Annotated in this window: 20 protein-coding genes; 5 read left to right on the forward strand and 15 right to left on the reverse strand. The window is 40.1% G+C overall.

The genetic code is table 11. The annotated features are described in order from the left end of the window. Positions 1–26 precede the first annotated feature (26 nt). The 5 genes from RMY00_RS17215 to RMY00_RS17235 all read right to left on the reverse strand — a co-directional run bounded on the left by RMY00_RS17215 (position 27) and on the right by RMY00_RS17235 (position 3,402). Positions 27–656, reverse strand: coding sequence for a precorrin-8X methylmutase (locus RMY00_RS17215; protein ID WP_322648685.1), 630 nt, complete (start codon positions 654–656; stop codon positions 27–29). A gap of 97 nt (positions 657–753) precedes the next feature. Next, positions 754–1,563 (reverse strand): TPM domain-containing protein, encoded by an 810-nt coding sequence (locus RMY00_RS17220; RefSeq protein WP_322648686.1) that lies wholly within the window; start codon positions 1,561–1,563, stop codon positions 754–756. A 364-nt stretch (positions 1,564–1,927) separates the two neighbouring features. After that, a complete protein-coding gene (locus RMY00_RS17225) occupies positions 1,928–2,464 on the reverse strand; it encodes a DUF948 domain-containing protein (protein ID WP_322648687.1) in 537 nt (178 codons plus the stop codon). Between the two features lie 11 nt (positions 2,465–2,475). Then, on the reverse strand, positions 2,476–2,826 hold the full coding sequence (locus RMY00_RS17230) for a YtxH domain-containing protein (RefSeq protein WP_322648688.1): 351 nt from the start codon (positions 2,824–2,826) through the stop codon (positions 2,476–2,478). 240 nt (positions 2,827–3,066) lie between these two features. Then, positions 3,067–3,402: a hypothetical protein gene (locus RMY00_RS17235; protein ID WP_322648689.1), complete on the reverse strand. Its 336-nt coding sequence runs from the start codon at positions 3,400–3,402 to the stop codon at positions 3,067–3,069. A 789-nt stretch (positions 3,403–4,191) separates the two neighbouring features. On the opposite strand from RMY00_RS17235, the gene RMY00_RS17240 reads away from it, so the two are divergent. Next, positions 4,192–5,184 carry a metal ABC transporter solute-binding protein, Zn/Mn family gene (locus tag RMY00_RS17240; RefSeq protein WP_322648690.1) on the forward strand — a complete coding sequence of 331 codons (993 nt, stop codon included), beginning with the start codon at positions 4,192–4,194 and terminating at the stop codon, positions 5,182–5,184. Between the two features lie 144 nt (positions 5,185–5,328). On the opposite strand, the gene RMY00_RS17245 is transcribed toward RMY00_RS17240, so the two are convergent. Beyond that, a complete protein-coding gene (locus tag RMY00_RS17245) occupies positions 5,329–5,862 on the reverse strand; it encodes a DUF4330 domain-containing protein (protein ID WP_322648691.1) in 534 nt (177 codons plus the stop codon). A gap of 392 nt (positions 5,863–6,254) precedes the next feature. Here RMY00_RS17245 and RMY00_RS17250 point away from each other — a divergent pair, with 392 nt between their 5' ends. Further along, entirely contained in the window at positions 6,255–7,115 is an 861-nt protein-coding gene (locus tag RMY00_RS17250) for a M48 family metallopeptidase (RefSeq protein WP_322648692.1), read from the forward strand. Positions 7,116–7,195: 80 nt separating this feature from the next. Here the strand turns inward: RMY00_RS17250 and RMY00_RS17255 are convergent, their stop codons facing one another. Then, positions 7,196–7,951: a metallophosphoesterase family protein gene (locus RMY00_RS17255; RefSeq protein ID WP_322648693.1), complete on the reverse strand. Its 756-nt coding sequence runs from the start codon at positions 7,949–7,951 to the stop codon at positions 7,196–7,198. Positions 7,952–8,189: 238 nt separating this feature from the next. Here RMY00_RS17255 and RMY00_RS17260 point away from each other — a divergent pair, with 238 nt between their 5' ends. Continuing rightward, positions 8,190–8,474: a DUF2470 domain-containing protein gene (locus RMY00_RS17260; RefSeq protein ID WP_322648694.1), complete on the forward strand. Its 285-nt coding sequence runs from the start codon at positions 8,190–8,192 to the stop codon at positions 8,472–8,474. A gap of 47 nt (positions 8,475–8,521) precedes the next feature. Here the strand turns inward: RMY00_RS17260 and RMY00_RS17265 are convergent, their stop codons facing one another. The 4 genes from RMY00_RS17265 to RMY00_RS17275 form a co-directional block, all read right to left on the reverse strand. Next, entirely contained in the window at positions 8,522–11,668 is a 3,147-nt protein-coding gene (locus RMY00_RS17265) for a plasmid replication protein, CyRepA1 family (protein WP_322648695.1), read from the reverse strand. Between the two features lie 337 nt (positions 11,669–12,005). Next, a complete protein-coding gene (locus RMY00_RS36195; protein WP_416212076.1) occupies positions 12,006–12,137 on the reverse strand; it encodes a type II toxin-antitoxin system YoeB family toxin in 132 nt (43 codons plus the stop codon). Between the two features lie 158 nt (positions 12,138–12,295). Continuing rightward, on the reverse strand, positions 12,296–12,640 hold the full coding sequence (locus tag RMY00_RS17270; protein WP_322648696.1) for an HNH endonuclease signature motif containing protein: 345 nt from the start codon (positions 12,638–12,640) through the stop codon (positions 12,296–12,298). A 27-nt stretch (positions 12,641–12,667) separates the two neighbouring features. Then, positions 12,668–13,039, reverse strand: coding sequence for a group II intron maturase-specific domain-containing protein (locus tag RMY00_RS17275; protein ID WP_322648810.1), 372 nt, complete (start codon positions 13,037–13,039; stop codon positions 12,668–12,670). Between the two features lie 505 nt (positions 13,040–13,544). Here RMY00_RS17275 and RMY00_RS17280 point away from each other — a divergent pair. Together RMY00_RS17280 and RMY00_RS17285 are read left to right on the forward strand one after the other, a co-directional pair. Beyond that, complete coding sequence (locus RMY00_RS17280; RefSeq protein ID WP_322648697.1) at positions 13,545–13,802, forward strand: hypothetical protein; 258 nt, start codon at positions 13,545–13,547, stop codon at positions 13,800–13,802. Further along, complete coding sequence (locus tag RMY00_RS17285) at positions 13,792–14,217, forward strand: type II toxin-antitoxin system VapC family toxin (RefSeq protein ID WP_322648698.1); 426 nt, start codon at positions 13,792–13,794, stop codon at positions 14,215–14,217. The genes RMY00_RS17280 and RMY00_RS17285 overlap by 11 nt, the downstream gene beginning before the upstream one ends. A gap of 686 nt (positions 14,218–14,903) precedes the next feature. On the opposite strand, the gene bchB is transcribed toward RMY00_RS17285, so the two are convergent. The 4 genes from bchB to RMY00_RS17305 form a co-directional block, all read right to left on the reverse strand. Next, a complete protein-coding gene (gene bchB, locus RMY00_RS17290) occupies positions 14,904–16,430 on the reverse strand; it encodes a ferredoxin:protochlorophyllide reductase (ATP-dependent) subunit B (protein WP_322648699.1) in 1,527 nt (508 codons plus the stop codon). A 695-nt stretch (positions 16,431–17,125) separates the two neighbouring features. After that, a complete protein-coding gene (locus RMY00_RS17295) occupies positions 17,126–17,695 on the reverse strand; it encodes a peptidylprolyl isomerase (protein WP_322648700.1) in 570 nt (189 codons plus the stop codon). A 120-nt stretch (positions 17,696–17,815) separates the two neighbouring features. Next, positions 17,816–19,798 carry a primary-amine oxidase gene (locus RMY00_RS17300; protein ID WP_322648701.1) on the reverse strand — a complete coding sequence of 661 codons (1,983 nt, stop codon included), beginning with the start codon at positions 19,796–19,798 and terminating at the stop codon, positions 17,816–17,818. Between the two features lie 138 nt (positions 19,799–19,936). Next, positions 19,937–20,461: a tetratricopeptide repeat protein gene (locus tag RMY00_RS17305; RefSeq protein ID WP_322648702.1), complete on the reverse strand. Its 525-nt coding sequence runs from the start codon at positions 20,459–20,461 to the stop codon at positions 19,937–19,939. Positions 20,462–20,547: the final 86 nt, after the last annotated feature.

The following is a 20,547-nucleotide window of genomic DNA, read 5'->3' on the forward strand; positions in this document are numbered from 1 at the left end:
TAGAGAGTTTGATACAGCCAACGCTCCTAACTCCCGCGATTTCCATCTTGTCCATAGGCTTGCCAAGCCAAGTCTACCAATCCATCAACGATCGCAGCTGCTACAACTGCATTACCTTTGCGGCTGTCAATTGTAATGTGAGGCACTAAGGAGTCTTGTAAGCGCCGCTTCGCTTCATCGACATCGACAAATCCCACTGGAGTTGCAATTATCAAAGCAGGTCTAATTTCCTCAGCTTCAATTAAATCTACCAGTGCTGTTAGTGCTGTTTGCGCTTGACCCACCACAAAGATTCCTTCTGGATAACGCTTTGCTAGGGTTTCTATTCCCCATGCTGCCCGAGTTTTCTCTTTTTGAGGACGTGTCAGAGCTTCCATGCTGCAATATAGGGGATTAGCAAAGGTGTTTTGAATCTCGTAGGCAATACCTACTTGCACCATCGGCACATCTACCACAATTGTGGTACGCGCGGCTAGTGCTGCTGCTCCTGCTTGCAAGGCACGCTCAGAGAAACGAATCAAAGACTTATACTCAAAGTCAGCTGTAGAGTATATTACCCGACGCACAATTTCATACTCTGCGGGTGAAAAGACATGATTTTCAATTTCACTATCAATGATTGCTAAACTTTGAGCATCAGTTACGTGCCATTCCATTTTTGTTGAGCTTCTCAAATATTAGCTTTCAGCTTATCAGCTTCAGAGAGTGAGTAGTTAGGAGTTATAAGTTAATTAAAAACTCCTAACTACTCATTCATAACTCACTACTGGAAGAAGTCCGACTGAAAACAGGAGATAGGTAAGCAACCAAGACGCCAATAAGAAACCCAGAGATATTGCGAACTAGAGGCAACCAGTCGCTTGTACGGGTTACTACTGGCCCAATGCCAAAGGCAAGAAACAAGATTCCCCACAAAGGTGAGAAAATTAAAGCCCACTGCCAAGCGAAAATTTGTCCTTTCTCGCGGGGTTGAGCTGCAAATCCACAAATCACCCCACCAATAATTGAGGTAATCAAAGTGAGAATCCATTGCTCTCGTGGCAGTCCGGGTACAACATTGCAACCACCTTTGAGTAAACAGCCTTTAACGGATTCTAAAGCTTGCAGAATGGCTTGGTCTTCGCCTTGTTCGCGGACAAAGTACAAATTACCGAAGCGGGTTTGCAGTTCTATCCAAAAAGTTCGGGGTAAAAGTTCATAAACAGCATCGCCGACGCTAAAACTGAGAATGTTGCCGCCACGAGAATCGGCAACGAGTAGAATGCTTTTGTCATCCAAACCCCAATATTTTATAACTGCCCGACCTGGGGTGCGGTCATATTGGGTCAATACTCGCAGTTTCCAGCCCGTATCAGCTTCAAATTGTTCTAAATCTTTGACAAGCTTTTCTTCTTGGAGGACAGGAAGAGATTTTGCTAAGTCTACAACTGGGGTAAAGGTGTCAGGGAGTAACTCAGGATTGTCATAAGCCAGTGCTGGGGGAGAATGCATGACCCAAATTGACCCAGCCAGAAAAAATACTGCAATTGATACCAGAATTCGTCGCCAAAAACAAGATTGCATGAACGTTTTTATACAAATATTAACGGTAAAAGTGAACAAGTTGTTTTAAAAGAGTTGTGGAAAAGTGATACTTCTTTACACTTGTTTACTTTACTCTAATCTAAGGGATCAAAGCAAAGCGTTTTTGCGGAGTGGGGATTGAGAGTAACGTTTGTGATAATTTAAGATAAAGTGCATTGGAATTAGGTCAGCTTGAACCTATCCCTCTAAGCGATTCTAGAGAAACTTCTAGTAAGAAAGAGCAACTTGCATACCGTCCTGCTTCCGGGCGTTCTATTCTTCAACACGCCAGCACTTGGGAAGGTAACGGCTTTGAAGAATGCCTTCAAAGGAAGATTAGCAATACCCCATGCCCTTTTTTTGGTCAATCTTCATCATCAAAATTGTTTTCCCAGCTAGCGGCGTCGCTGTAACCGTCATTAGCGCGGTACACTTCTGCTTTGATCCGGCGTTCTTGCTTGAGTACTTCTCGTTCTCGCAACGTTAGTGGTGGTTTTTCATTGCTTGGCAAGCGATCGCTTGTTCGCCTTGTGGGTTTTTGGCGCGTGAAGTTTTTCCAAGCAGCTTTTGCGCCAACAAAGATGCTGCGTGTACCTACTTGTAGATTTTGAGCCTGAATTCTTGCACTATCAAGGCTTTGATCGACTTGTTTGACAACTTTATTAGCACTTTTTACACCTTCACTGACATCACCACTTAAGTCAGTGATTTCCAAACCAGTCACACGGATAGCTTCTAGAGTAGGCGGTAACTCCCGCGAGAGTGTATCAAATAGCTTTTCTGCACTACGGGCAGCGCGTGCTAACTCCTGCAAAGCCGGTATTGCCGCCACTAAAACCGCAGTCAAACTTGTGGCGACTAAGAGTAAGGAAAGTCCCAACCAAAACAGGGGTTCAATCACGGTTGTGTCATTTATGAGCGTTCTAATTGCTGGGGAAGAGAATCTGAGTCTTCAACAGATGTTTGCCGCTTCAAGACTTGGTTTTCTCGTTGGCTGGCATCTACACCTGCTGCGATCGCTTCCCGTAACCTATCTAAAGTTTCATCCCAGTTTCGTAGTGCGATCGCAGATAGACGATCTGCTTGGATTTGCACACTCGTTGATAAATCCTCTGCCAAGTCTGGGATAGCATTGGCAGATTTTTTCAAAATTTTACGCGTTTCGCGCCCTGTGCGTGGAGCCACTAGCAAGCCGGTCAAAGCACCGATAGTAGCTCCCAGCATCAAACCGCCAAAAAATACTCCAGAACGGTTATTAGACATCTTGTTGTTTCTCTCCTTACACCCATTTTAAGTGGGTTTTCTCTCCTTGTAAGACTTGACTGATTTTATTCAGTTAATCTATCGTGACAACATATCAGCCAAAAATGTTGCTTTTATTCATTAAAATATCAAAATCACTAATTACTTAATAATTCAAAATTCACGGTGTCCCCGTCTTATGGTGTCACCGCGTCCCTGTGTCAGCACTAATTATAAATGTTTATATGAACTTGGCATAACTCATTTTCCAACAGTTCTTTTCACTGGTGTTAAATCTAGCTTACGAAAATAACGTTGCCAGATTTGCTGTCCTAGCAAAAGTAGACTGATAATTTGCCGCACTTGTTGGATTTGCATCTGTAGTACTTTATTTTTCTGCCGTAAGTTATAAATACTCTCCTGGCTAAGATAAATATTTTCGGGTGCTTTATGCAGTGCTGCATGGCTACAACTTTCATAGGCGGTTAACCTATCTGCTATGTATGCTAACTGCTGCTTGAGTTGCCACACTCGCCAAGCCACATATAGTAGTATCAGCGAAATGAGGGTGTTAAGGAAGATAACTAAAATTACCATTCTTTATATTTACCAATATTAGCTTTGAATAATTTTTCTATATACTTGACTTGGTTCTTATTTCATGAATAAGAAACTAAAAAATAAAAATTATGTCATAAATTACAGGCAGGATTATGTAATAAAAAGCAGTTAGATGGTTCTCTGAGCATTATTGAAAGGTTTTACTAGGTGAAAATTAGTCTAACAAAGGCTGATGGCTAAAAAATTACCAATTCGCCAATTTTGTAACCATCAGATGCCCACAGTTTGCAAAACCACAGTTACAATTGCCTTAGATTCACGATTCGGTTTGCGAAATCAACCCGTATGCTCAATCAGCGCCAGCATTACTACGTTCCCCTCCTTAACCTGATAATCCTAGATCATTTGCGACCTTTGTGGAATATAAGCACAATGGTATAGCCCCTTCAATAGACGGTGAGAGAACTACACTACACTCTTTACCAGAGGCTCTCCAGCATCACTTTTATTATTGTGCTTTTACCTCTACCAGTTTTCTATTCTTTCGCCTGAACTTAACTAACATTTTGCCTGAAAAAATCTCACTTGAGATTCACCAAGCAAAAATTGCTGAATGTGCGATGGAGAAAGGAGAGAGTCTATTAATATACTCTTTCCTTAAAAAGGCTTGCTCTAATTCCCTCCTTGTTAAAAAGGGTTAAGGAAAATCAAGCCTTAACCCAAGCATATTGCCTTTAACCTCTTCTTTGTTGAAGGCTTACATCTTGTATTTCACTAATCCGTTACTGATAATGATTATTTCTATACATCCAGTAGGAGTTTAGGATGTCAAAAAAATTACCATCAACTAATTCCTTCCAAGCTATTCTTGTTGCCTTGACGATTGGATTTGTTGGGTGTGGAAATCAAACTGCAAGAACTGCATTCACTCAGACTACCACTCAGGTAAATGATAATCTTCCCAGAGTCGTTGCAACTACAAGTGTATTATGTGACTTAACCAGACAAGTTGCGGGAAATACAGTTAACCTCACCTGTTTAATTGACCCTAGCGCCAATCCCCAATTTTATAAACCAAAGCCAGAAGATCGTAGAGCCATTGAGCAAGCTAATCTTATTCTCTATAATGGCTATAATTTAGAACCAAATCTGATCAAATTAATTAAAGTGACTAAAAATACTGCACCGAAAATAGCTGTTGGTCAACTTGCAGTGTCTAAGCCACAAAAATTTCAAAAAGGCGACAAAAATGTAACTAATCCTCATCTTTGGCACAATACCAAGAATACTATCAGGATGTTGCAGGTAATTAATAGTAATCTGATAAAAGTAGAATCTAGCGATGCAGAGGCTTATACCAGCAATACTAAAAGAATCACAAATGAACTTACTCAACTAGATAGCTGGATTAAGTCAAGAATTGCCAGTATTCCTGCCAAAGAACGCAAGTTAGTCACAACCTCTAATGTATTGAGTTATTATGCCAAAACTTACGGTATTCCATTAGCAGGGGGATTACAAGATATTAGTTCTAACGAAAACCTGACAGATGCAAGAGTGAAAAATTTAGTTACAAATATTAAACGGGCTAAAGTATCAACAATTTTCCCAGAGGCAACAACTAACCCTAATTTACTTCAATCTGTAGCTAGACAAGCTGAAGTAAAAATTTCTGACAGGAAGTTGTATGCTGAGGGACTTGGTGAACCCGGAAGCGAGGCGAACACCTATCAGAAAATGATGATTGCCAATACACGCACAATTGTAGAAGGGTTAGGAGGAACGTATTTAATGTTTGAAACGAAAGCTGCTAATTAGTTATATAGCAGTTATCCACTAAGTAGGTATAGAACTCCAACCATCTTTGTAAGCCAGGAGCTTCTGAATCTGAATAAACCGAGTTCTTTAGGTAACAGAAAATTCGGTTTATCAGTCTATTTTTTGATGAATAAAATGCAAATACTATTTATCTTTTAATCTGATATCAATAACAGTTGCATTGAAATTATAGTTAAAGCCTTCCAACTCAAATGGCATTCCTATTTTAACTTTACTATTACCAATAACAGGGCCATTATCAGTGAGTTGAGCTTTGCCATCTAAAGTCATAAGCAAATCTGTGCTAAAATTATTAGTCTTTGGATCTGGTAATTCTTTAACACTGCCATCAGGTTGGGAAACATTTATTGTTCTAGGTAGCTGTTGAATAGATTTAATCTCAATTGCTCCGTGGGGTTGATTGCGGATAATCACATTAGTTTTACCACCTTTTTTTAATCCGTTATTGAATAATTGTTCAGGGTCACGGACATTCAAACCACGAACTACTAAGTCTACTTCTATGGGTACTGTTTTCGCACCGACTTGGGCAACAGAACCAGAAGTGCCAGGAAAGATAAAGATGCTAAATACAACTAGCAGAATTACTAGCGCGGCACCTAAATCTAAGAGGTTAATTTTGCCGAACAAGCGACCTTTTGAATCTAAAATAGCCATAAAAAGTTTCCCGAGGTAATAGCGAAGTAATTGATTGTAGCAAGAAGGTTTTCAATGGGAATAGTAATTTTCCCTATTTGGTAATAATTCAAAGCGGCTAGGCATTGCGGTTATGCGACAGTTTATCACGAGTTCGTAAGTTCGTAGTGGTGGCAGCTAACCCTTAAACTTTTGCCCGTTAAGATTGACACACCTAGAAAATAATATCTAGTGTTTAAGCCCATCTCTAGAGGGAGTCTCTAATTTCCATAGTTCGGTAGATTTGCTTAAACATTAGTTGTATAACAACTCCTTTGGTCTTGATTTAAGAATGCAACTTAGAATACTCTAAATCCGTCTCATAATTTGTCCCATCATTTTATGTTCTCCCAAAATAATCTTCAAAGCGTATTATGTTCAACTGGAATTTTGTTACAAATTATCGTGTGTGGCGGCGTCGCTTGTTTTATCCTTTAATTTCAGTGATAGTTGCCTTGAGTCTGTGCTTGAGTACACCTCTACCTGGAAGAACTTTAGACTTCTTGCCTCTTCTACTCCAAGGAGTTCAGGCATTTCAGCTTTCTAGTATGTCTCCTCGTCAGGAAGTTGATCTGGGTAAGCAAATTAATAAAGAACTAGTAGGCAGTGAAGTGCGGCTTTACCGCAATCCAGAAGTTAATCGATATGTGGAACAAGTTGGTCGGCGTTTAGCAGCTAATAGCGATCGCCCCGATCTCCCTTATACTTTCCAAGTAGTTCAGGATGAAAGTATTAATGCTTTTGCTACCTTAGGCGGCTATGTATATGTCCATACGGGTTTGCTAAAAACCGCAGACAATGAAGCGGAACTAGCAAGTGTACTCGCCCATGAAATTGGCCACATTGGCGGTAAACACGTAGTTAAACAGATGCAGCAAAAAGCGCTCGAAAGTGGTCTATTAACAGCTGCTGGCTTAGACCGGAATACGGCGGTACAAATTGGTGTACAGTTAGCGCGAGACTTGCCACGCAGTCGTAGCAATGAATTTGAGGCTGATCAAAGAGGACTACGAACTTTGACACGGACTGGTTACGCCCAATCTGCAATGGTTTCCTTTATGCAAAAGCTGCTGAAACAGGGTGGTTCTGCTCCGACATTTTTAAGTACGCACCCCGGAACGAGCGATCGCATTGATGCCCTCAGACGTGCAATTAACTCTCAACCTAGTAAGGGAAATTACGGCTTGGATAAAGCTAGTTATAAAGCTAATATTCGACCATTAGTGAGGTCTTGAGGTATTAGGGATTGGGCATTGAGCATTGATTATTAATTCTTCTTCCCCTGCTCCCTCATCCCCCTCATCTCGAAGATTGCTCAATTCTTATTGCGGCGATCAACTCTGATTTTAGCTGGATCAATTCTGATCGCTACATCTTCTAAGGGCAGGGTACGGATATTGTCCTTAAAAATATTAACTTGATAAACTAGGTTGTTTGTGACATCTAGTCCAGTCAACCAGCCACTCCGGGGATGATAAGCGCCAGTATCTATGTCTAGCCATCCCTCTCCTTGTGCCAGTTTGCCAGGAGAAACACCCGGCAGGGTAAAGGTGATGGTATGACCGATAATAATGAGCTTATCTGGGAAGTAGGGTTTTTCAATGCTATGAAATTCCTCTCGTATCCAGCACAGTTCATCGGCAGTTTGTTCTGTCACCGCCTTGGAAGGGTCAACACCAGCATGAGTTAACCAAATATCCCCCAAGTCGAGATATGTAGGCAAACTCTTGAACCAATCCAGATGGTCATCAGGAATTGAAGCCTGGTGGTAACTGGCTACGGTAGCTTGCCCTCCACTGTACAGCCATGCTTGCATCGTCGGGGAGGAAGTTCTGTCATTGGTCAGAATGTTTAATAACATCTGCTCATGATTTCCCAGCAAACATGAGTAGTTATGCCGCTTGACAAAATTAACTACTTGTGAACTATGAGGACCACGATCAATTAGGTCTCCCAGAAAATAGATTTGATCGTCTGACTTGGGGGCGATCGCCTCCAACAATGTCATCAAACCTTCATAGTGACCATGTACATCCCCAATTACAATTCGTCTGGGGCTAGTTTCGTTCATTTTCTCTTAGCTTCAATAGTTTGGCTAATACTTCTGCTACAGTTTAAGCTGTCTGGTTTCCGTAGTAGAAGGTAGAAATACTGAATAAGTTTATTTTAATTTAATTATTCCACCATAAAAAAAATTAATTTATTATGCAATGGAATAAAATGCATCGTCTTGAGTATTAAGAAAAAAAATCAGCAAATTTCATTCACGTTGTTAGCTTAAAATTTAAGCTGTTGCTTTTATTTAAAGAATGTCTAAGAATTTTTCTGCTGATATTAGTTCGCGCATCTGCAAGCACATGAATGACGATCATACTGATGCCATAGTTGTTTATGCTAAGGCTTTTGGTGGTATAACAGATGCAGATACAGCACAAATGATGTCAATTGATGCACAAGGTATGGATTTAACAGCGCAAGTGAATGGGGAAGCTGTGCCAGTTCGCATTCAGTTTGATCATGTTTTAGCAGATGCGGAAGATGCCCATCAAACTCTAATTGCGATGGTGAAGCAGGCGCGGGTGAAGACAAATTAGAAATTGCGCTAATTGTATGACTAATGCTTGGCTGTTTTTAGATACACTTAGCTATCAAGGATATTAGCTGCTGCGGTATAAGCCTTGGGTTGAATAATTTCAAACTTCCAGTCTGAAGAATTATCAGGCAACTCATAGCCGACACTCTTAACATGAGCCAACATTAACTCATCCCGTTGATGCCAAACTGTAAATATTTTTTCCCTGCCATCATAAAGCGTTTCTAAGTCGATTTGATAAACCTCATTTACCCGCTTTAGTTTCAAGCCCAACAAATTTAATAATCGGCTAAGTATTTTTATTGTCGAAACCTGCTCTTTTTCTCCTATTAAATTAATCCCAAGCGCTCTTTTAATGTGCTTACTATGCTGAAAGACAATATTTTTCAGCAATATTAAATCTGGATGACTCTCAGTAAATTCTCTTTCTGATTCGAGAAATTGAAGCATTCCCAAAGCTCTCATCGCCTCAACTTTGAGCGTATAAGTTTTTAAATCTGGCAGAAAAACTTTCCCTTCACCCCAAGACAATTGCTGATGCCATTCTTGCTGATCTCTAACGTGAAAATACTCGCTTTCGTGAGTTAAGTAATAATGAATTAAAAGTTGACGATAATATCCGTGGTCATCCTGCAATTTTAGCCAAGGAGTAACTTCTACACCATACCTTTGTCTAAGAACATATTTATTAAGTTGGTTACGTTCTCCATCAGTCAGGGAATGCTTGACTAATAGCTGCTCATATTCTACATAATCGATATTTTTAGCATTAGCTACAGCACTTGCTACCGATAGTTGATTTTGCTGCTTAATCTCTTTAATTTTGCGTTTAATATCTTTAGCTTTTTGACGGCTTTGCGCCCAATCTTTTTGAACTTTAACAATTTCTAAAATTAATCTTCTGCGGGTAGCTAAATCATCAGCGTCAGTTGCCAAAAACGCAAGGCGTAAATCTCGAATAATATTATTGTGAACAGCATTACTCCGCATTTGAATTTGATGCCCATCAGCAATTAAACCATCTTGCATCGATTGACGGTAGAGGCGGATAGAGGCATTTACCCGTGCAGATAACTTGGCCCAAGTTCGCAAATGAATCGGGTCATGAACTAAAGGTAAATCCACATCTATTTTATGTAATGGACTAAGTAAAGCTAAGTTTTCTTTTTGATTTTCTTGATACCAATCAGATAGCAAGCGATAATTTGTACTACCACTACCAATTAAGCCAATACCTCGTTTAGCGCACCAGACAACACGCGGCACATCATCCCGCACTCTTGCTAATGCTTGTCTTGCTTCCGAGTCAGGAATTACCCCTTGAAAAATGCCATAAACTCGGTCGAAATGTTGAACATCAATACTAATTCCCGTACCAAGGCTAGGGGTAACGAAAACGCCGTCATATTCAGAGATTTTTTGATTGATAGCTGCGATAAAATCAACCGCTTCGTGGCCAGGTGTGTTTGTCGTGTGGCTACTAACTACCAAAGTTTTAGGAAATTGCCTTCGTAATTTTTGTAAGCGTTCTTTGAGATAACGTTCAATTGTTTCACAACTGTAACGCCCAGCGCGACTATCGGTAGTAACATAACATTTACGTCCAGCAAGTAAATCCAATTCTAATTGGTGAATTAGAGGTGTTGGGTTTGGCGAATCATAAAAAGTTACGTCCCAACCATGCTGAGGTTTCCACTGGTTAAGAACTATCCAAGGTGTTAATTTAATTCCTGCTAATCCTTGTAAATATTCAAGTGACACATCTGATAAATCGGCGTCTTGGGCAATTACTAATCCTCCAGTTGTTAAAACTGTGGAAATTAGTTGCTGAAATAATTTTAGTATTTTTACACGCTTGTGTTTACAAGTATTACTATTTAATAGATGCCACAAAGATTGCTCTACTTCATCTAAAATTACTATTGCTCCTCGCCAATTTTCAGGGTTAAGTTTCCAAATAGAATCAACACATAGTCCAAGGGATTGCTGTGGAAAGAGTGAACGGAGGATGGGAGGAGCAGGGGTAAGTGTTTTTTCAATTCTTTTCTCCACATTTTCTTTATGTGTTCCCCATTGAATACCAATTTTTTCACACAAAAATTTTCCTAGTAGGATTCTGTGAGTAATTAATAAAACAGGTTTATTTCTAATTTTTGCTTGCTGAACAACAGCTTGCAGTGCTGTAGTTTTACCTGTTCCTTTTGCTGATTTGACTCCTACTAATCCAGAAGTGGGGAAAGGTATTTCACTTATATAAGGGCGATTCAATGTGAGAGCCGCAGGAATGCTTAACTCGGTGTGGGGTTTGGTTTGAGCTAAATAAATTTCTAAATCAACACTTTGGCGATAAACTTTATCAAAACTAGTTGCACCTTTGGCAACGATAAACTCATCAACTCCTTTTTCTATTCCTGGAAGTTCGATGACTTTAACAGCGCAATTTTTTTGCTGGAATAAACAACCAAGTTGAGAAATGGCATTATTTACAGCAGCAATTGTTTTAGGTTGAGTTTCAAAATCAAAGCAAATATAAAAACTACGTTTTGTAATTGCAAACGCTGCTAAATCAGGAATTAATTGACGACGGGTAACTTTGCCAAATTCATCTTTAACAACCCGATAACCACTGGTAATTCCGGGAATGGCAATAGCTACATATCCTTGCGTTAACAGTGTGGCTGCTTTCTTCACACCCTCACATAGAATCAGGGGAATATTATGTTGCATCACCCATTGCCAAAAGCCTTCAGCTTCACCATCAACAGTAATGGTGATATTGTCAGGCATGACCAGATTGTAACGTCCAGCAACTTGCTGCCACACTTGCAACGTTACGCGCAAACAAAACACCCGCGTTGGTGTGCCGGGGGGATGCTCGTATTTGATGGACTTACCATTATGATTCTGTCGGGGTTGGTTTGGCTTAAAGCATCCCCATTCCATCATTTGCCAATTATTCAAAGGATCTAGCCCAGAACACCACCAACCACCTTCAGTAATATGAGCATAACGCTGCAACCATCCAGCTTTCACCATTCCAGTATTAGTGCGAGGGAGTAGTTCAGAAATCAATAGGTATTCAAAAGCTGTTATGCCTTGGAGTGACCTAAAATTGAGTTGCACTAGGTGTAAGTCTATACCACTACTCTTGACTAATTCTTCAAGGTGTTGGGGGTGTAAATAGTGCAGATGCATAGGGAAAGACCCGAAGAGAAGACGATGAGATTAAAACATTAACATGCATCTGCTTTTTTTATATAAGAGATATTGCGAGGCTTTTATGATGCTTTTTTTACTTAGTTACGGGAGACACATCGGTTAAGCTTCTAGTAAGTTATTCTGCCTATTAGATCCCCGAAGTAATAATTTTGTATTGTGATATTTGTTCGCTATTAATTTTTATTTATCAGTAAATTTTTCTATTAAGGAATGCGATCGCTTGAGGGGTTGCAGCAGCGATCGCTACAGGTTAACATCTTGCAAGATAAACTTTGTCAAAAATTATAGACGCATAGTGGCTTGTAGCTATGTGCTATGGTTCAGGTTTGCCAATACCTGTAAAAGGTTCTCGCATAATCGCTTCAACCAAGTTAAAAGCGCGAAGCGCAGTTTTGTGGTTTGTCTCTACCCAATAGGCAAAGTCCTCTCGAAATCTGGATGAAATACAACATCTCGAACTTTATTGTCTTAAGGTTGGGTTTCATCCTTCTTCGCCAATTCCCAACTCCTGACGTAGTTCGTTAATATTGGTAGGGTCGAGGTGTGCATTACTGCATCACCCCTCCCATTCGGAACCGTGCTTGCAACTTTCACCGCACACGGCTACTTAGTGTGTTGTCCATTTGTCATATCGGACTTCCTGACAGCATGACCTATGAAATTAGGAATATCATGTATCCACTCCCAGTTATATTTATTCCAAAATTGAGAAAGTTTCTCTCGGAATTTTGAGTGGTCTTTCTTCCTAATTTCTTTTAAGTCAAGTGCGGTCTTTTCGTCGTGACAATGCCGATGTAATAATTGCAGATTTTTATACTCATCCTTGCCTCTTAATGCTCTGGGGATTTTGTGATCTACTTCTAAAACATCCCGTTCTTGGAAGCTTAACCCGCACCAAGGACATTTACCCTTTTGAAGTTTTAGCAACTTAGCCTTACGATTAGGCATTTGGGGGTGTGTCCCTAGTCTTTTACTCTAGTAAACTGTGTCGCCATCGTAAGGGCTTTTATCGCTTTTAACTTTTACATAGTCAGTGCTACTGCAAGCAAACTCACTATGATTAAGTAACCGGAAGGGGTTCACTCGCCCTTGCCTGGTTGCGAATACCCAGTTATCGTTGCCAATGGAAGTCCAATATTTGATGTGTCCATCATTTATGTTTCCACATCGGTGTTTTGCCCACCGTCGAAGTTTCAGGTATGTGAGGTAGTCTTGTTTCGCAAGTTCTCCGACGTTTTTTGCATCGGACTTTGAGTAATAAGAAGTCCATCCCCTTATTACAGGATTTAGGTCTTTTATGAGAGCCATTTGGGGCGATGACCTATGTTTAAAGATGATTCTTTTGATCGCAGTCCCAAAGTCCTGATAGACTCTACCTTTGTCGGATTTTCCCGACCCAAGGGTGTGGCTTTATGCCACTAGCTTATAACCCTCTTTTATAGCTCTGAAGAAATTTTTCAACTTCTCTTCCAAAAGCAATGATGTACTGCTCTGACTAAAGTTGTCCTGAGTAATGCTACTAAAAAATCGTTTCGCTAAGATATCAGCGAAACAATTGAAATTAATCTCAAAATTAAAAATTGTTAACTCGCGAAACTAAGCCCCGACATCTTCTTTCGCAGCGTACAACATCTCAGAGTTGATTTCTTTGAAACTGCGATCGCGATTAAATTTATTAGTTCTGCACTAGATTTATATTTTGTTAACTGAAATTATTACTGAATAGTAGGTAAAACTTATAATTTACATTTTACAAATAGTTGCGATTATTTTCAAGGTAGACAAAGACTTTCTTCTACTTGCTATACCTATATATAATGGGATTATTGAATATCCATAACTGGTGAATAAAATGGCTAAAACATTAACAATACAGTTGTCAGATGACTTAGAAAGGAAATTAACTGCTCAGGCACAAAAGCTCAATCTATCTTTAGAAGATTTAATTCTACAATCCTTATCTCAATCAGCTAAACAGGAAAATATCTCCGAATTCGATCCAATTTTACCTTTACTAGGTACATTAAATTTTGATAATTCTGATGTAGGAGAAAACCACGATCAATATCTCCAGCAAACTTTGCAACAGGAGTTAAAAATTGGCGAATAAAGTCTTTATAGATACATCTGGCTGGGCTAATTTATTTATTGCAACTGAGTCCCACCATGAACAAGCAAAGCAGTGGTTTCAACATAAACGTCAGCAAAATCAAGCAATGGCAACAACTAATTATGTTGTTATTGAACTAGTGGCTTTGCTGAATAGCCCTTTACGCGTACCTCGTCCCCAATTATTTAAATACGTAGAAGCTGTCAGAACTGCTACCTATATCAATTTAATTTATATTGAACCAACAATAGATTCAGCAGCTTGGGAGCTACTCAAAACGAGAGAAGATAAAGCTTGGTCTTTGGTGGATAGCACTTCTTTTATAGTCATGCAACAGCTTGGGATTAAAGAGGCATTAACCACAGACCACCACTTTGAACAAGCTGGCTTTATTCGTCTGCTGAAGTCAGAATAAGTAATAAGAAAAGGCACTCATTAAGATATGCCCTTTATTATTAAAAATCTCTAACCCTTTAACCTACGCCCCGACAGCTTCCTTCGCGGCGTACAATACCTCAGCGTTGATTTCCTTGAAACCGCGATCGCGGGCAAATTTCTCGGTGTTACACTAGATTTATATTCTGTTCCTTCTTTACAGTTTGGGGACGTTGTAACGCCACGTTTTCCTTAACAAAACCCTTTCAATGTATGATTAGCCCTTAGTTATTGTTCAGACCTGGTATTCCGTTCTATCCTGCTTAAAAGGTCAATAATTGCTGTTAAAGCTGCTGTCAGAATATATATAATAATACAGGTAATAATTATAGAAATAAAAGGTAAGAAAATAAATATATTACCTGTACCAAACCTGACAAATTGACCGACAAATTGACCAAATACTGAAAATATTACAATAAAAAAAATGACTACAATAAAAAAGCCGACAAACTGAAGGATCTTGAGTGTAGTAACTAATCTGGTATACAGTCTATTTTCGTTATATCTGCTGGGTAATTGATTGTTGCTCATAAGTATACCATTTTTAATAAATTAGTTTGGCATTAAAATTTATTTCATAATAAGCAGAAGAGTGTTTTTTCAAATAAACACTCTTCTATGGAATTCTAGCTATCAGTTTTATAGCTGATAACTGAATTCTCATTAAGCTCCGACAGCTTCCTTCGCGGCATATAATACTTCAGCGTTGATTTCTTTGAAACCGCGATCGCGGGCAAATTTTTCAGTATTTCGCTTCACTTTGCCGCGAACAAATCCCGGAATCTTATTTAATTCTGCTTGACCATCTTTTGTCCAATTCAAATCAGAATCAGCAGAAATCCCTCTAGTAATAACTTCTTTAGTATCGTGACCACCAAAGATTTCTAACAGGTGATCTTCCATTCCCAAAGTGAAGGAATTGTAGATCAAATCTGTAATCTGATTCGTGCCTTCGTAACCCATAAATGGTTTGTAACCAATGGGGAAGTTTTGGACATGGATTGGTGCTGCAATTACGCCGCAGGGAATATCCAAACGTTTACCAACGTGGCGTTCCATTTGAGTGCCGAAAATGGCAGAAGGTTCGACGCGAGCGATCGCATCCCCAATTTCACCATGATCTTCGGAAATTAGCACTTCATCGCAATACTCGCTCACCTGTTCGCGGAACCAGTCTGCATCATATTTACAGTAGGTTCCAGCCCAAACAACATGAATCCCCATTTCTCGCGCCAGAATTTTGGTGATGGCGGCGGCGTGGGTGTTGTCACCAAAAACCACAGCTTTTTTGCCAGTCAAGTTTTGACAGTCAATAGAACGGGAGAACCAAGCAGCCTGAGATACATGCAAGGTTTGCTCATTAATGAAGTCTTCGTAGTCAACTTCTGCACCTTGAGCGTTAATTACCTGCTGAATCTTGCGAATACAACGGGCAGTTTCCACTACACCCATTGGAGTAATGTCTATATAAGGTGTGCCAAATTGTTCTTCTAGGTAACGCGCTGTGGTTAAACCGAGTTCACGGTAAGGCACTAGGTTAAACCAAGCTTGGGACATCTTTTTCAAGTCGTTCACCGATGCACCTTCAGGAATTAAGGTATTTACCTCAATACCCAAGTCAGCCATCAACCGTTTGAGTTCGGTGCAGTCGTGATTGTTGTGGAAACCAAGGGTAGTAGTACCGATAATGTTCACCGAGGGTTTGGCAGTTTTACCCTCAGCCAATTCACCGCGCCTCCGGGCTTTTTCAATGTAGTATTGGACGATTTGATCCAAAGTGCGATCGGCGGCTTGCAGTTCGTTGTAGCGGTAGTGATTCACATCCGCCAGCATTACGTCTCCTTTTGCTTCCAACTGCGCCCGTTCGACAAAGTTGTGCAAATCCTCTTGCAAAATGCTGGAGGTGCAGGTGGGAGTTAACATAATCAAATCTGGGTGTTCCTCGGCATCCTTGCGGGTGATGTTATCTACCACCTTCTCTTGAGATCCGCGTGCCAAAACGTTGCGATCGACGACACTGGTTGTTACCGGAGTAAAATCCCTCTCCCGCGATAGCATAGAGCGCATGACGTTAAAGTAGTCATCGCCAAGTGGGGCGTGCATGATCGCATGGACATTTTTAAAAGAGCTAGCGATTCGCAGAGTGCCGATGTGGGCTGGGCCTGCATACATCCAGTAAGCCAATTTCATGTTTGTGTTCTCCCTTTTGAATAGAAATAACACGGAGTCCAATAAGAGTGGACTATAAGTGCTTGATTATTATTAAATCGTTTCTGATTGTCTCAAAAGTTGTATCTCTGATGAAGTGAAGACTTGTAAGGATTTTACCTGGGCTATGTAGGCGTAGGCATCGCTCAAACCTTGTTCCTGATTAGAATCTAGCCTCTGAATTTAACAATATTACTGTTGCTTTTTTAAAATAAATCTTAATTTTTCGGCAAATTTGTTTTCAAGGTGGGGCAGTGTATTATACCAATTCTCTATGAAGATGTGCTAAATCAGATTTAAGTACAAGAAAGAAGAACGAACCGCAAAGGACGCCTAGACACGAAGTGGCTTCCCGCAGGGTAGGACACGAAGAAAGAAAGAAGTTAAAAGAGTTTGACGCAGTGTGACAAATAAATGGTATTAACTATCACCAATAAATTTAGAAAATTTATGTACAACTTCTCAATAAACACAAATATCCTCTGAGAAGATGTTTGTAAAGAATTAGGTTGTAGTATCTAATATCCCCCCTAATCTTCGTTAAACAAGGAAAAAAGGGGGGAATAACACTAGTACAACACGGCGGAAATAAACAGACCATTTCAAATGGTGTAAAAGTTTGGAATACAATTCTTTTGACTTTTGACTTCCGCCTTGCTGTACTAGAGAGGTGTTAGTTACTGCCGAAAAATTTCTACTTTTTCTAACACTACGTCTTGATTTGGACGATCTCTTGTCGTAGGCACATTGGCGATGCGGTTGACTATATCCATACCTTCGACAACTTTACCAAAAACACTGTGTTTGCCGTTCAGATGAGGCGTTGGCCCTTCTGTAATGAACCATTGCGAACCATTAGTACCGCGTCCTGCATTTGCCATTGAGAGAATACCGACACTAGAGTGTTTCAATTCAGGATGAAACTCATCTTCAAATTGATATCCGGGGCCACCAGTACCCCAACGGTTGGCCATATCTGGATAACGAGCCAAGGGATCGCCACACTGAATCATAAAATCAGGGATGACTCGGTGAAAGCGAACTCCATCGTAGGCAGGAGTCCCTTTCTGAGATTGACCTGTCTTAGGGTCTTTCCAGTCGATTGTTCCGGTTGCTAAACCTACAAAATTTTTGACGGTGTTGGGGGTTTTGTCTTCCTCCAAACGAACTATAATTTCACCCAAGGAAGTAATTAAACGAGCGTGCAATGTGCCTTCACCGGGAATATTAATTTCTGGAAAATTCATGAGGTATCCTATGAATGAAAACTGCCAGTATTTTACCTACGATAAGCTTATCAGCATTCAAGTTACAGGTTTACATATTGCGAAAACACTGAACCAAGGAAACTTTAGAAAACGAATATTTTACTCTGGTAAATTAATTGCTGGATTACGGCTAAAGAATCCTCTAGGCATTAGCTTAAAGCCAACTTGGTGAACAGGCATTATAGGCCAATCTTCTGATCGCGGCACATGAGTTACGCCCATTGTGTACCACAACACTATATCTTTACCCGTCAAAGATTCATCGTCTGCAATATATTTAGGTAAACCCTGTCCTGGTTGAGTCTGGTTGGGATAATCACCGCCAGCATAGAGTTCAGCAGGTTTATATTTTGTTACCCAGACGTGGTGACTCGCAAATTCTGCCTTTTGACGGATGTTTGAGCCTTCCACAGGGAAAAATATGGAGTTTCCACCAGGCATCAGCATATATCCAGGTGCAACCCCTAGCGTATTTTTCTTATCTGCACTCACAATCATCCATTCCCGACTGCTTTTCATATCCAAATCGCGGACAGCTGCCGTTTCTTTTGTGAGTGGAGTTTTTGTAACTGCGATCGCATTTCCTAAAGGATTCTTCTCATCCATCGGCAAAGCTTTTACATTCATTTCCATCACAGAATTAGCCTGTCCATCGACATCGAAATCTAGGCGATAGTTGAAAAAGTGCTGGTGATTTACTCCGAAGATATTCTTAGCAATTAGCCGACCATAGGAATCATCCTCAGATTGCTTTTGGGCAGCCGTTCCTTGTACCAGTACGATACCTGTTAGTTCATTTTGGATTTCCAAAGTCCCATCCTGGTGAAATATCCAATTAATGCTGTAATCATAGTTGTCTACGGCCGCAGTCATCGACATCACTAATTCTCGATTCCGACGGACATCATTACGCTGAGTACTGTAGTCATAGTGTTTCCACAGCATTCCGCGATCGCGTTCATAGATACCGATAACTCCTGGTATCTTATAAGGTTCTCCTTGCTCATTAGCAAATACAGCATCCAGTAAAAGACCATTTTCAGGAATTTCTTTACCTAACTCCATCGTATTTGCTAGCAAACCAAAGTTGTATTCTCCAACATCAAATGCATTCCTAAACGACCAAGTGGGATTTGGATCGCCGTAAGGAACTACCATCTCTGATAGGCTAGCGCGGTATAAAACTGGTCTGACATTTTCCCCGTCGTCGTGTGTTACTTGGTACAGCACCAATCCACTACGAGGATGCATTAAATAGCGAAACTTCCAACCTTGCCAGCTAATTTCATTGTTATTAATTCGGAAACTTGCACCATTTGGTTGCAGAATCTTTAATGCTTTAGGTGCTGAAAGTAAATTGCCTAAAGACTTTACATCATAGTTCCAGTTTTCTTTAGAGAAAGGTACGTTTCCCTTGTCAACGAAACTAACAATTTTACCTGCGTTCAAATTTACCGTTACTAAGACTCCTTCAATGGGACTACCGTAATAGTTCCAGCTTTTGCCTTTGTAATAAGATAAAGCTCGACACAGACGATTACCTGCTACCTCTTCCTGTTTACTTAAGATTCCTGGTGCCCAACAACTAATTGTGACTTGATCAAAATCGGTAATTCCTCGCCTTTGCATCGCTTTTTGCCATCGGGAATCGGCTTTAACTACCTGAGTAGCGAGTTCATATTCTGGATTGACGATCGCAGGTTGAACAGAGGATATTTCTTTCCAAGAACTTAAGGTTTTGCTTGTTAGATTAACAATTCCTTCATAGGTTTTATTTTGCGATCGCTCATAGATTACCAAAAAAGCTTTTCGCCCAAAAGCTTTACCAGGTGTAAATTTCAGAACTTCTTCTTTATCTGGTTCTTGTAAAGCGATCAGTGGAAAAACTGCCATTTCACTCAAAGTTTTTTCTTTTTTGATCACCGAAACGGCTGTACTAATTTCTGCCTCTGTTAGTGAAGTGAGAGGATGGGAAATCGAAGGCTGTTGAGCAGTCAATCTTCCCATTAATCCGAGTGATATAGAAATGGCGACAATCATGGCAATAACTAGCCATAAAAAACGCTTTAGTCGCTTAATCATCTTTTACTTTTTTAAAAAAGACTTATAGTTATCTATTTCCAAGCCTAAGCATGAAAACCGATAAATTAAGAGGCTAAAGCCAAATTAATTTGTTAATAGTTGGGCAGTAGGGAGAAATAACAATGCCCAATGCCCAATTTACGCAGAAACCAAACGACGTAAAGATTCAGCGCGGCGTTTAGCAATAGGGTTATTTGGAGCCAATTTTAGTGCTTCTTCGTAACTTTGTAACGCCTGAGCCGTTAACTTTTTCTTCTCATAAGCGTGACCGAGATTATTCAACCCTGTTACGTAGTCTGGTTTAGCTTTTAGGGCTTCTTTATACTGACGAATTGCTAGGTCATATTGCTCTTGGATAAAATAAACATAACCCAGCCCGTTGTAAATGGGAGCGATATTTTCTTCTCCCTCTTCTTGGGCAGCTTTAATAGCTTTTTGAAACAGCTGTATCGCTTGGGAATATATTTTCTTTTCTGAATAAATACTGGCTAACTCATAATATTCTTGAGTCGTACCCTTTTCTTTCTCTAACTTCTTTCGCAATCTTGCAAAGGAGCCTTCAATCTTGCGAGTTTTGAAAATCTGGCGAAAAACACTCACGCCTGCAATTGTGAGTATACCTACCAAAACTGAGAGATAAACAACGGCTAGACTGTTATCCATTGCTGCAAATACAAATATTAAAAGTTACTTCTATAATCTATTATCAGCCTATTGGGGATGAGGGAGATAATTCTTCACTTCTAACT

The sequence above is a fragment of the Nostoc sp. ChiVER01 genome, from assembly GCF_034531155.1.
Lineage (GTDB): Bacteria > Cyanobacteriota > Cyanobacteriia > Cyanobacteriales > Nostocaceae > Nostoc.

What these genes read in the sequence shown, in the direction of transcription:
- RMY00_RS17270 (WP_322648696.1), bottom strand. Translation starts at nt 12,640, where the DNA reads ATGCCTAATCGTAAGGCTAAGTTGCTAAAACTTCAAAAGGGTAAATGT.
- bchB (WP_322648699.1), bottom strand. Translation starts at nt 16,430, where the DNA reads ATGAAATTGGCTTACTGGATGTATGCAGGCCCAGCCCACATCGGCACT.
- RMY00_RS17245 (WP_322648691.1), bottom strand. Translation starts at nt 5,862, where the DNA reads ATGGCTATTTTAGATTCAAAAGGTCGCTTGTTCGGCAAAATTAACCTC.
- RMY00_RS17260 (WP_322648694.1), top strand. Translation starts at nt 8,190, where the DNA reads ATGTCTAAGAATTTTTCTGCTGATATTAGTTCGCGCATCTGCAAGCAC.
- RMY00_RS17215 (WP_322648685.1), bottom strand. Translation starts at nt 656, where the DNA reads ATGGAATGGCACGTAACTGATGCTCAAAGTTTAGCAATCATTGATAGT.
- RMY00_RS17250 (WP_322648692.1), top strand. Translation starts at nt 6,255, where the DNA reads ATGTTCAACTGGAATTTTGTTACAAATTATCGTGTGTGGCGGCGTCGC.
- RMY00_RS17235 (WP_322648689.1), bottom strand. Translation starts at nt 3,402, where the DNA reads ATGGTAATTTTAGTTATCTTCCTTAACACCCTCATTTCGCTGATACTA.
- RMY00_RS17255 (WP_322648693.1), bottom strand. Translation starts at nt 7,951, where the DNA reads ATGAACGAAACTAGCCCCAGACGAATTGTAATTGGGGATGTACATGGT.
- RMY00_RS17240 (WP_322648690.1), top strand. Translation starts at nt 4,192, where the DNA reads ATGTCAAAAAAATTACCATCAACTAATTCCTTCCAAGCTATTCTTGTT.
- RMY00_RS17300 (WP_322648701.1), bottom strand. Translation starts at nt 19,798, where the DNA reads ATGATTAAGCGACTAAAGCGTTTTTTATGGCTAGTTATTGCCATGATT.
- RMY00_RS17220 (WP_322648686.1), bottom strand. Translation starts at nt 1,563, where the DNA reads ATGCAATCTTGTTTTTGGCGACGAATTCTGGTATCAATTGCAGTATTT.
- RMY00_RS17280 (WP_322648697.1), top strand. Translation starts at nt 13,545, where the DNA reads ATGGCTAAAACATTAACAATACAGTTGTCAGATGACTTAGAAAGGAAA.
- RMY00_RS17305 (WP_322648702.1), bottom strand. Translation starts at nt 20,461, where the DNA reads ATGGATAACAGTCTAGCCGTTGTTTATCTCTCAGTTTTGGTAGGTATA.
- RMY00_RS17295 (WP_322648700.1), bottom strand. Translation starts at nt 17,695, where the DNA reads ATGAATTTTCCAGAAATTAATATTCCCGGTGAAGGCACATTGCACGCT.
- RMY00_RS17265 (WP_322648695.1), bottom strand. Translation starts at nt 11,668, where the DNA reads ATGCATCTGCACTATTTACACCCCCAACACCTTGAAGAATTAGTCAAG.
- RMY00_RS17230 (WP_322648688.1), bottom strand. Translation starts at nt 2,826, where the DNA reads ATGTCTAATAACCGTTCTGGAGTATTTTTTGGCGGTTTGATGCTGGGA.